9 protein-coding genes are annotated in these 11,638 nt (G+C 63.4%); 4 read left to right on the forward strand and 5 right to left on the reverse strand.

Annotated features, from left to right (window positions below; genetic code table 11):
- Positions 1-11: 11 nt before the first annotated feature.
- Positions 12-1,136: a mandelate racemase/muconate lactonizing enzyme family protein gene (locus GXB81_RS07175; protein WP_167040015.1), complete on the reverse strand. Its 1,125-nt coding sequence runs from the start codon at positions 1,134-1,136 to the stop codon at positions 12-14.
- Between the two features lie 111 nt (positions 1,137-1,247).
- Here GXB81_RS07175 and GXB81_RS07180 point away from each other — a divergent pair, with 111 nt between their 5' ends.
- Complete coding sequence (locus tag GXB81_RS07180) at positions 1,248-2,138, forward strand: LysR family transcriptional regulator (RefSeq protein ID WP_167284310.1); 891 nt, start codon at positions 1,248-1,250, stop codon at positions 2,136-2,138.
- Between the two features lie 22 nt (positions 2,139-2,160).
- Here the strand turns inward: GXB81_RS07180 and GXB81_RS07185 are convergent, their stop codons facing one another.
- The 3 genes from GXB81_RS07185 to GXB81_RS07195 all read right to left on the reverse strand — a co-directional run bounded on the left by GXB81_RS07185 (position 2,161) and on the right by GXB81_RS07195 (position 6,099).
- Positions 2,161-3,039, reverse strand: a complete 879-nt coding sequence (locus tag GXB81_RS07185) for an amidohydrolase family protein (protein WP_205988743.1) — start codon at positions 3,037-3,039, stop codon at positions 2,161-2,163.
- Between the two features lie 129 nt (positions 3,040-3,168).
- On the reverse strand, positions 3,169-4,461 hold the full coding sequence (locus tag GXB81_RS07190; protein WP_205988744.1) for an MFS transporter: 1,293 nt from the start codon (positions 4,459-4,461) through the stop codon (positions 3,169-3,171).
- Between the two features lie 474 nt (positions 4,462-4,935).
- Entirely contained in the window at positions 4,936-6,099 is a 1,164-nt protein-coding gene (locus GXB81_RS07195; protein ID WP_205988745.1) for a mandelate racemase/muconate lactonizing enzyme family protein, read from the reverse strand.
- 253 nt (positions 6,100-6,352) lie between these two features.
- Between GXB81_RS07195 and GXB81_RS07200 the strand changes: the two genes are divergently transcribed.
- From GXB81_RS07200 to GXB81_RS07210, 3 genes are all read left to right on the forward strand, one after another.
- Positions 6,353-7,396 (forward strand): LacI family DNA-binding transcriptional regulator, encoded by a 1,044-nt coding sequence (locus GXB81_RS07200; RefSeq protein WP_205988746.1) that lies wholly within the window; start codon positions 6,353-6,355, stop codon positions 7,394-7,396.
- A gap of 268 nt (positions 7,397-7,664) precedes the next feature.
- Positions 7,665-8,996, forward strand: a complete 1,332-nt coding sequence (gene tcuC, locus GXB81_RS07205; protein ID WP_241016270.1) for a tricarballylate/proton symporter TcuC — start codon at positions 7,665-7,667, stop codon at positions 8,994-8,996.
- A gap of 352 nt (positions 8,997-9,348) precedes the next feature.
- The gene (locus tag GXB81_RS07210; RefSeq protein ID WP_346777788.1) at positions 9,349-10,677 is read left to right on the forward strand and encodes an MFS transporter; all 1,329 of its coding nucleotides are present in this window, start codon (positions 9,349-9,351) and stop codon (positions 10,675-10,677) included.
- Between the two features lie 178 nt (positions 10,678-10,855).
- Here GXB81_RS07210 and GXB81_RS07215 read toward each other — a convergent pair whose 3' ends face one another.
- On the reverse strand, positions 10,856-11,494 hold the full coding sequence (locus tag GXB81_RS07215; protein WP_241016271.1) for a glutathione S-transferase family protein: 639 nt from the start codon (positions 11,492-11,494) through the stop codon (positions 10,856-10,858).
- Between the last annotated feature and the right edge of the window lie 144 nt (positions 11,495-11,638).

Below are 11,638 nucleotides of genomic sequence, written 5' to 3' on the forward strand. Positions count from 1 at the left end.
GGCACACGGCTTCAGGACACGGTGCTCCACCGGCCGTACTTCGCCACTTCCTTTTCATCGAAGCCGAAGCCGAGCCCCGGGGTCTGGTGCAGCACCACGCGGCCTTCCTTATGTTCGAGCTGCCGATCGATAAGCCGGCGGAAATTCAGTACCTGGTCGTCCCAGAAGAACTCGACGTAGCGCGCGTTGGGCGTGGCGGCGACGAGCGGGGCATGCACGTCGTGGAACCAGTGCGGGCACACCTGCACGCCATAACCGGCCGACATCGCGGCAATCCGCTTCCACTCGGTGATGCCCCCGCAGACCGCCGCGTCGGTTTGCAGGATCGCCGCGCCGCCCATATCGAGTAGCTGCTTGTGATACCAGCGGCCGTAGCCGATCTCGGCGGTGGCGACCGGGATGCGCGTGAGCTTCGCGAGGCGCGCGTGGCTCTCGATGTCGTCGGGGCTGAACGGCTCTTCGATGAAGTAGGGCTGGTACTGCTCGATGCGGCTCAAATACTGCATGGCCTGCACCGTATCGATCCAGCCGTTGTTGCAGTCGAGCATCAGCTCCACATCGGGGCCGATCGCCTCGCGCGCGGCCTTCACGCGGGACTCCTCGCCGCTCGGCGACCAGCGGCCCGTTTTCATCTTGACGGCCTTGAAGCCTCGCGCCACGTAGCCGGCCATTTCCTCGCCGACCATTTCCGCCGTCTTGCCCTCGACGTAGTAGCCGCCGCTCGCATAGGCCGCCACGGTTTCCGTTTCCACGGCGCCGAGGTATTTGTGCAGCGGCAGGCCGGCGCTTTTCGCGTTGATGTCCCACAGCGCGATGTCGATGGCGCTCAGCGCGCGCATCACGGTGCCCATGCGTCCCTGAAGCAGGGACTCCTGATACATGTCTTTCCACAGACCCTCGACGGCCAGCGAGTCGCGGCCGATCACGACGGGCGCGAGCAACTGCTCCACGGCCACCCGGAAGATTTCGCCGGCGGCGCTGCCCACGTAGCAGAAGCCGACCCCTTCGATGCCGTCCACGGTGCGGACCTTGACGAGGCCGTAGTGCCGGTCGGTCACCGTGCGATTGGAAAACGACGTCACCTTGTCGAGCGGGACACGGGCTGCGCAGACTTCGATGGATTGGATGATGGGCACGGCATGTCTCCTTCAGATACGGATTGATCGGGCAATGGAGATACTGTGCGCTCAATCGGACATCTGAAAAAGTGGATTCCAGCCTCTTCAGAAGCTGTAAAATACGTTTTTATGGATACCCGCTTTCTTCAGAGTTTCGTCGCGGTCGTCGAATCCGGTTCTATCGCCGAAGCGGCGCGCCGTCTCGACGTCGCCACGACCACGGTGGCCCAGCAGATCCGCGCGCTGGAAGACGATATCGGTGCGAAGTTGCTGACGCGCGCGGGGCGGACGGTCAAACCCACGGTGGTCGGCGCCCGCATTCTCGAGCGCTCGCGCGATCTGCTGCGGGACGTGCGCGACCTGCGCTCCGCCGCCTCCGATACGGGCCTGCCGGCGGGGCCGCTGCGCCTCGGCGCGACACCTTCGGCGCTGATGGGATTGTTGCCGCCGTTTCTGCGGCGCTGGATGCAGGCGCATCCACAGATCCCGATCTATATCGAGCCCGGCACCTCGGCCGTGCTGCTGGACCGGGTCATGTCGGGGGAGCTCGACGCGGCGATCGTCGTGCATCCCGCATTCGAGTTGCCGAAGACTTGCGCATGGCGGCTGTTGCGCGAAGAGCCGCTGATACTCCTGACCCAGGCGCGTTTGCAGGTGAAGGATGCGCTGGCGACCGCGGCTCACGAGCCGTTCATCCGTTATGACCGCAGAGTCGTGGCCGGAAAAATGGCCGATGAATATCTACGCAAACACGGCGTGCGTCCCAAGGTGCAGTTCGAACTCGACGGTATCGAGCACATTGCCCGGCTGGTGGCAGAGGGCTTTGGCGTTTCCGTGCTGCCGGACTGGCCCATTATCGGCCCGGCCGACCCGCAACTGCGGCGTTGGAAGTTGCCGGAACCGTCTCCCGTACGTCGCGTGGGAATGGTATGGCTGCGCACGTCGGTGCGCTCGCCGCTCGTGGAAGCGTTCGTTCAGATTGCCTGCAGCGAGTCGCCAAAGGCACGGAAACAGAAATGAGCGCAGGGCGCCGGGGCGCGCGTCAATCCGCGAAGCCGTAAAGCACGGCCGGGTTGTCCACCAGAATCCGATCGCGCACCGCGCGCGTCGGGGTCCACGTGTCGAGCAGATCGAGCAGCGCGGCGTCCTCGGGCATGCCGTCGACCAGGCCCGGATGCGGCCAGTCGGTTCCCCAGACGCAACGCTCGGGCGCGGCGGCCACGAGCGCGCGTGCCAGCGCAAGGACGTCGTCGTAGGGGTAGGTTGTCGTCGAGGCACGGTAGCCGCACAGCTTGACCCAGGTCTTGCCGTTCGACAGCAGGCGCAGCAATGCTTCGGTTTCCTGTCGATAGGTCGGCGAGCTGGCGCGAATCTGCCCCATGTGATCGATGACGGCCGGTGTCGGCAGCCCGGCGATCAGCGGCGCAAGCGCCGGGAGCTGGGGACCGTCGACGTAAAACTGCAGATGCCAGCCGAACGCGGCGACCCGGTGTGCGATTGTGTTTATCCGGTCGGGCGTCAAGCCGCCGGCATTGACCAGGTTGAAGCGAACCCCGCGCACGCCGGCCCGATGCAGGCGCTCGAGCGCCTCATCGGAAACATCGTCGCCTAATACGACAACCGCGCGGCCCCGTTCGACGCCCACTGCCTGCAAGGCATCGAGCGTGCAGCGGTTGTCCGTGCCATACACGCTGGGCTGCACGATGACCATGCGTTCCAGCCCGAGTACCGCGGCCATGTCTCGCCATGCGTGCAGGGAGGCCGCCGGAGGCGTGTAGTCGCGCGGCGTCGTGAACGGATACCTAAGCGGATACGCGAGCGGATCGCCGAACACGTGAAAATGGCAATCGCACGAAAAGCGGGGTGCCGGGTTCCGAGGTGGTCTAACAGAAGGCAACGCGGGCAAACAGGCGAGGGTCATGAGCGTCTCGTGAGTCTTGCCGCTGTTTGGCTGGCAGCGGCGGACCCGGATGGTGTGGCTGGTGTATCGATAGAGGGATGCGTCGGCTCGACGGTCATGCAGGTCATATGCCGTCGGCAGAAGATCGTTTCAGGCACGCGGCGCTACATGCTTGCGCGACTCGGCGGAGAGATCGTGCTCGCCGGGCGGCACGCTATCGCGCAGGCCGAGCCCCTTGGTCTCCGGCAGCACGCAAAGCGCGAGGAACATGCAGCCGTAGGCGATGAATCCGAAGATGGCGATCGATTTTCCGAGCGGCATCTGCGATGCCAGCATGCCGATCAGCAACGGAAACAGCGCGCCGATGCCGCGTCCCACGTTATAGCAGAAGCCCTGGCCGGACCCGCGCATGGCGGTCGGATAGATTTCGCTGAGATAGGGGCCGAGCGGCGCGAACACCATGTACGTGAACATGCCGAGGAAGAAGCCGCTCGGCAGCATGACAGCGTTGCTGATGGGCAGCACGAGATAGACGACCAGCGTCACGGCCGCGCCGATCGTGCTGATAAAAAACGTCTTGCGTCGGCCGATGGCATCGCCGAGGTGAGCGCCGATCATGAAACCCGCAAACGCGCCGGCGATGAGGGCGACGGTAAAGCCCCCCGTCCCGATGACCGAAAGGCCTCGTTCCGTGCGCAGATAGGTCGGCAGCCACACCTGATAGATGTAGGTGGCACCCTGGCAGCCCGTCGTAAAGATCGACAGCTTGATCGTGGTCCAGAAGAACTCCGGTCGAAATACCGCCAGCAGCGATTCGTTTCGCTGTCCTTCGAGTGCTTTATTGCGTGCGTAGACTTCCGGTTCGTCGACGTGGCGGCGCAGGAAGAACACCAGCGCGGCGGGCGCGATACCGATCCAGAACAGCCAGTGCCACGCCTGACCTTCCGGCACCAGCGAAAACAGGGCGGTGTAAATGACGGCGGCGATACCCCAGCCGACTGCCCAGCCGCTTTGCACGAAGCCGCCCGCACGGCCGCGATATTTGTCGCGAATCACCTCGGCGATCAGCACGGAACCGGCGGCCCATTCGCCGCCGAAGCCGATGCCCTGAAGCGCGCGGAAGATGAAGAACTGCTCGAAGTTCTGGGCGAAGCCGCATAGGAACGTGAAAACGGCGTACCAGCCTATTGTGATCTGCAGCACCCGCACGCGGCCGAAGCGATCGGCCATGACGCCCGCGAGCCAGCCGCCGATCGCCGACGTCACCAGCGCGACGGTGCCGAGAAAGCCTACCTGCTGTTTGCTGATCCCCCACACGGCAATCAGTGTCGGCACGACGAAGCTGAAAATCTGCACGTCGAGCGCATCGAGGGTCCAACCCGCAAAGCAGGCACGAAGAGCGCTGCTCTCCCGCGGCGTCAAGTCCCGCATCCATCTGAACATCCCTGTCTCCTTTACCGGCTCGCGCCGGACTCTTCTGATTGCTGGTCAACACCGCGCACGCTGATTGATCGAGACTCCGGCAAGGCGTTCGCGACGTTCGATTCGAGAGCACTGTGCGCTCAATCGGACATCTTAAAAAGCGGGTTTCAGCATTTTCAGAGCACGCAAAAGGCGCGTTTAGCCGACGACAGGAACGGCTGCGGGAATATCGATGGATGGAAGGGGGGAAGAGCGGGGCGATGCCAACTATCGGCACCAGAGAGAGCGACGTTTATCGATGGGTACAAGTACGAGGTTGCCGCTTTCGCGGTCTTGCTGGCATCGCGTGCGTCGCTCCTGCTTGTTCAACCTCAGACGTGTTGCGACGCTCGTTGTGAGCCGTTTTCCGGCGAATGCTTCCGCGAGGCCGGGCGGCTCTTGCTGAACGTAGGGAAGGCGGCGCCCACGAAGTCCGGACGCCGCCCGCGGCACACCTCAGGCACGCTGGCCGAATTCCACTTCCTGGGCCGTCCAGCCGGCGACGCGGTCGCTGAGCGTCAGGCCGAGCCCGGGCCGCGTCGGCACGATCATCCGGCCGGCGCGCGTTTCGAGCTTTTCGTTGAACAGCGGTTCGAGCCATTCGAAATGCTCGACCCAGGGCTCGGTCGGATAGCAGGCCGCGAGATGCACGTGCAACTCCATCGCGAAGTGCGGCCCCAGCATCAAGCCCGCGTGCTCGGCCAGCCCGGCAATCTTGAGGAACGGCGTGATGCCGCCGACACGCGGTGCGTCGGGCATCAGATAGTCGGCCCCGCGCAGTTTGATGAACTCCCAGTGCTCGGCCACGCTCGTGAGCATCTCGCCCGTGGCGATCGGCGTATCGAACTGCGCGGCCAGTGCGGCATGGCCTTCCGCGTCGTAGCAGTCGAGCGGCTCTTCGATCCAGACCAGATTGAATGGCTCGAACGTACGGCACATGCGCTGCGCGGTGGGACGGTCCCATTGCTGGTTCGCGTCGACCATCAGCGGAAACGTGTCGCCCAGATGCTTGCGCACCGTTTCGACGCGGTGAATGTCGAGCGCGCAATCGGGTTGCCCGACCTTCAGCTTGATGCCGCCGATGCCCTTTTCGCGTGATGCGTCGGTATTGGTCAGCAACTGGTCGAGCGGCGTGTGAAGGAAGCCGCCCGAGGTGTTGTAGCAGCGCACGGAGTCCCGCTGCGAGCCGAGCAGCTTCGCGAGCGACAGGTTGGCGCGTTTGGCCTTCAGGTCCCACAGCGCGACGTCGAATGCGCCGATCGCCTGCACCGCCATGCCGCTTCTGCCGACCGAGGCCCCGGCCCAGGCGAGCTTGTTCCATAGCTTGGCAATGTCGCTCGGGTCCTCGCCGATCAGCGTCGGCGCGATTTCCTTCGCGTGCGCGAACTGGCCCGGGCCCCCGGCACGCTTCGAATAGCTGAAGCCCAGACCGCGATGACCGTCAGTCGTTTCGATTTCGACAAAGAGGATGGCGATTTCAGTCATCGGCTTCTGACGGCCGGTGAGCACCTTGGCATCGCTGATCGGGGTGGCGAGCGGCAGAAAGGTGGACGCAATACGAACCCAGGCAATGCGGTCGCCTGTCGCCGTGCCGGATGTCAGATTGTCGTTGATGTTCATGAGCGAGGTTCCTGTGCGATTGAAAAGGCGAGCCGCGAATGTATGGCTCAAGCGCATGCCTCGATCATACAATGATTGCGCAATCATTCAAGTATGGCGGGTGGCGAAATCGTCGTGGTTTACACTGAGCGAGCCGATTCAACGGAGGAGGGGTGCCTGAAATGGGGGGAAGCCCGAGGTGTCGAAGCCGGATTGGGATTCGGGATTCCGGCAGATCATCGCTAGAATTGCGGGCATGACAACAGGAGCCTGAATGGCAAAGAAATCCGCGCGCAGCCAACCCGCCGCCGTCGCCGAGCAGGCGGGGAGCGTGACGTTAATCGATGTCGCTCGCGTAGCAGGGGTCGCGCCCATGACCGTGTCGCGGGCGCTGCATCGTCCCGAGCTCGTGCGCAGCGATACGGCGAGAAAAGTGCTCGAGGCCGTGAGAGCGACGGGCTACGTGCCGAACATGCTGGCGGGCGGCCTGGCGAGCAGCCGGAGTCGTCTGGTTGCGATTCTGCTGCCGACGATCGCCAACTCGATTTTTGCCGACACCGTACAGGCGTTGATGGACGGCCTGACCGCCTCGGGTTATCAGTCGCTGATCGGGCTGACCGGGTACTCCAGCGCCCAGGAAGAGGCGCTCGTCGAGGCGATTCTCGGACGCCGGCCCGACGGGATCGTGCTGGCCGGCACGAGTCACACCGACGCGACCGTCGAGCGGCTCAAGAATGCGCGGATACCGGTGGTCGAGATATGGGATCTGACCGACAAGCCGATCGATATCGTGATCGGCTTTTCACACGAAAAAGTGGGCATCAAGGTGGCGCGGCATCTTCTCGACAAGGGATACAAGCGGTTTGGGGTCCTCTCGGTCAACGATCCGCGTGGCCTGCGCCGTTGCCAAAGCCTTATCCGGGAACTCGGCCGCCATGGCCTGACCGACGTGCTGTTCGAGGTGCTGCAGGCACCGGCAACATTGCAGGCAGGCAGGGAGGGCGTGGGCCGGATGATGGTTACCGGGTTTCCCGAGATCGTGGTCTGCAGTTCCGACACGCTCGCGCAAGGCGTACTGGCGGAAGCCGCGAGCCGCGGCCTGCGCGTACCCAAGGATCTCGCGGTGATGGGGTTCGGCGATCTGAGCACCGCCGCGCACGTTTTTCCGGCCTTGTCGACGGTCCGGGTCGACGGGGCGACGATCGGCAGGAATGCCGCGACGGCGCTCCTCACGCGCTTCGCCGGCAAGTCGCAGGCGGGCCTCGATACCGTGAAGATCGATACTGGCTTTTCAATCGTCGACCGGGACAGCGCTTGACGGCGGAGACGGGCAGGGGGCTGACAGGCTGACAGATGGCTCCTCCGGGCGGGACGTTTGCACGTTAACCCGAGTTGCACCGGATGAAAGATTGCGCAACCATTGACTGAAATGATTGCGCAATCTTTTTTGCCTTCTGGTGCCGGGCGGTAACTGGCGACCCTGTGCAAGACAGCGAGATTCAGGCGAAAGGGCGTGACTCTCGCGCCTTGCCGGAGACAGGTGCGGCGCAATCGACGGATACATCTCACTTTCACAGGAGCGGGAGATGAAGGACGTGACGGTTGCATCCCATGGGCTTACGGCCGCCGCCGACGCGACCGGGAAGCCGGGCGCGGCCATGAGGCCGATCATCCAGGTGGTGGCCGGCAATGCGCTCGAAATCTACGATTTCATGATCTATGGCTACTACGCCAGATACATCGCCCAAACGTATTTTCCGAGCGACAGCGAGTACGTTTCCCTGATGATGTCGCTGATGACCTTCGCGTTCGGGTTTCTCGCGCGGCCGATCGGGGCCATCGTGCTCGGCGCCTACACCGATCGTCATGGGCGGCGCAAAGGCCTGATCCTCGCCCTGTCGCTGATGTCGCTCGGCATCATTTCCGTCGCGTGCACGCCTTCATACCGGAGCATCGGGCTGGCCGCGCCGGTTATCGTGCTGCTTGGGCGTTTGCTGCAGGGCTTTTCCGCGGGAGCCGAACTCGGCGGCGTCGTGGTCTATCTGGCGGAAATCGCTCCGCCGAAGCGGCGCGCGTTCTTCACCTGCTGGCAGGCGGGCAGCCAGCAACTCTCCGTGATGGCGGCTTCGCTCGTCGGCCTCGTCCTGCTTTATCTGCTCGCGCCGCACGAGTTGCACGCATGGGGATGGCGGATTCCGCTTCTGCTGGGCTGCGCGGTCATTCCCGTAATGTTCTGGTTGCGCTCCAGTCTTGCCGAAACATCGGTGTTCGCCGCGAAAAAGAAGACGCCGACAGTAGGGGAGATCTGCACGAGCCTCGTTTCGGGTTGGCGAACCATTGCCCTGTGCATGGGCATGGTGGCGCTCGCCACCGTCACTTCACAGACCATTACCACGTATGCGCCGACGTTCATCAAGAGTCTGAACCTCGGAGAGTCCGCGGGATTCATCATTCTCTTTTTCGGCGGACTGTCGGTGCTGATCTGTCTGCCTATCATGGCCGTGGTGGCGGATCGTTTCAATCGCCGCACGGTCCTGATCGTCGTGACCCTTCTGGCAGGGCTGAGCGCCTATCCGATGATGTCGTGGCTCGCTGCGCAACCCACCGTGTTCAAGTTCGCGGTCGTCGAGCTGTGGTTCTCGTTCATCTACGCGGCGTACAGTTCCGTGCAGGTGGCCGCGATGGTCGAACTGGTGCCGCCGAGCGCGCGCACGTCCGGCTATGCATTCGCACAGGCGGTGGCGGCCGCGGTTCTGGGCGGCTTCACGCCCGCCATTCTCACGTGGTTGACGCATACCTTCCACAGCAATGCCATGGTCGGCGTCTGGCTGGCGGTCAATGCCGCGATTAGCCTCATTGCCGCGCTTGCATTGGGACAGAAAGAGACGGCAACGCGGCAAAGCGCCCAATTGCAATAGGGATCGGCAACGCCTGGCGTTGATCGGCGCGCCCGGCAATCTTGCCGGTGTGTTTTCGTCGTCGCTGCCGGGCTATCCAGCGGCTCCCATACCTGGCTTCAACGCTGCGGGATGATCTGCCGCCGCTGCAAATTGAATCCCCCGGTTGACGACCATCAAGGCAGATCGGTGTAAACCATGGCGATCGCGTAATCAGTTTCGTTTGAATGATTGCGCAATCATTGTATGATCGAGTCCGCATGGATGCGTGGACGCGGCGTGCCGTCCGGCACGAGCCGCCGGCAATCGAACAGGATCAGCAAGGAATCGAGGAGACAGGGCAGTGGTAGCGAATACAACCAGACGGACAAACGTGCGATGGTTCATCCTGGCGATGATCTTTATCGTCACCGTGTTCAATTACGTGGACCGGGCGACGTTGTCGATCGCGGCGCCGAGCATGCGGCATGAACTCGGCTTCGACGCGCTCACCATGGGCATTGCGTTTTCGGCATTCGGCTGGACCTACACCGGCATGCAGATTCCCGGCGGGCTGATCCTGGACCGGTTCGGCGCGCGGATCGTGCTGGGCCTGAGCCTCATTGCGTGGTCGGTGCTCACGTTTCTGCAGGGATACGTGCACCTGTTCGCGTCGGCGTTCGCCGCGCTCTTCGCGTTGCGCTTCCTGATGGGCGCTGCCGAATCGCCGGCGTTCCCGTGCAACAGTCGTCTGACGGTCATGTGGTTTCCGAGTACCGAACGCGGCCTCGCGACGTCGATCTTCCAGTTGGCGCAATATTTCGCGCTGGCCGTTTTCACTCCGGTCATGACCTATACGGTCAGCCGCTGGGGCTGGCACTACGTGTTCTTCACGACAGGCGCGATCGGTGTGCTGATCGGGCTCTGGTGGCTGAAATCGGTGCGCGAGCCGCAGTCCGATCACCGCGTGAATGCGGCCGAACTCGACTACATCGCCGCCGGCGGCGGACTCCCGACGATGGGCGACAGCCCGCGGCCGTTCCGCTGGCGCGAGGTCCGCGCAATTGCCGCCAACCGCATGATGATCGGCATCTATATCGGACAGTTCTGCCTGACGTCGATTACGTGGTTCTTCCTCACCTGGTTCCCGACCTACCTCGTCGAGGCCAAGGGCATGTCGATACTGAAGGTGGGCATTGCGGCGGCGATACCCGCCGTGGCCGGATGCGTCGGTGGACTCGTCGGCGGCCTGTGGTCCGACTGGATGCTCAAGCGCGGCTTCAGTCTCACGGCGGCCCGCAAGACGCCGATCATCGGCGGCCTCGTGCTGTCGAGTACGATCGTCGCGGCGAATTACGTGCATTCTTCCGTGATCGTCATTCTCGTGATGTCGCTCGCTTTCTTCGCGAAGGGTGTCGGCAACCTGGGGTGGTGCATCGTCGGTGACGTCTCGCCGAAACACGCGATGGGCATCAGCGGCGGCATCTTCAATCTGTGCGGCAATCTCGCGAGCATCGTCACGCCGCTGGCCATCGGCTGGATGATCAAGCGCACCGGCTCGTTCGAGGTTGCGCTGACCTATGTCGCGGCACTTTCGCTGCTCGGTGCTTTTTCGTATCTGTTTGTTGTCGGCAGGCTCGAGCGCATCGAAGGGGGCGAGTCGGATGAGACTGCGTTGGGCGATGTTCCGGCTGCGGCTCTGAAGCCGCGCCACGGCGGCTGAAGCCGCGCAGCAACACTTTTCGACGGGTTACCGTTGATGAACGCAATGGGTTTTACCGCTTCTGTTGCCGCGCGGCGAGTGTCGACAATTTCATTGCCGCCCTTGCGTACGGCCGCTGTCCGAAGGACGCGCTAAACCCGGATACGTGGGTGGGTTTAGCGATCTGGTTGATCGATTGTCACTTCTGGTCCGGAAACGCCGGACGCGCGCGCTGCGCGTCGAGCCAGCGCGCCACCGACGGCATCTCCGGCTGGGCATCGAGCGTGGAGGCGAAGCGCTCGGCCAGCGAGTACCAACGATGCGCGGCGAGTGCGACGCCGATGTCGGCGAGCGTGAAGCGATCGAGCGCGAGATGCGAATGCGTGTCGAGCCGCGCGTCGACAATCCGGAGCAGCCGCGCGGACTCGGCGAATGCGTTGCGTATCGCGGCGTAATCGCGCTTTTCCTCGGGCACGCGAGTCAAGCCGAGAAACGTAATGCGCAACGTCGCCCATAACGCACCGAGCTGCCAGTCCATCCAGCGCTCGACTTCCGAGCGCTCGCCGGCGTCTTGCGGCAACAGGTCGCCATTGCCATAGGCCGTCGCGAGATAGCGCATGATCGTGTTCGATTCCCAGATCGACCGTCCATTGTCGACCAGCGCCGGCACGAGGCCGTTCGGGTTGAGCTCGCGATAGGCCGCCGTATCGTTGACGCCGAATTCGAGCCCGGCGTCGATCCGCTCGTAATCGCGGCCTTCGATTCGCCCGAGCTCGCCGAGGCACCACAATACCTTCTGCACATTGATCGAATTTCGTCTTCCGTAAACCTGCATCATCTCTCCTCGAACACATATCGTATGCCGTGAGACTGGCAGTCGTGCGTCACTGCCGCCTGCCTGGCGACGCCGGCAAGTATGCGCTGCCCACCGTCAATCGACAACAGGCGCAGGGAACGAGGACGCTGCTTACGAGGCAATGCG

The sequence above is a fragment of the Paraburkholderia sp. Ac-20336 genome (assembly GCF_017105025.1).
Classification (GTDB): domain Bacteria; phylum Pseudomonadota; class Gammaproteobacteria; order Burkholderiales; family Burkholderiaceae; genus Paraburkholderia.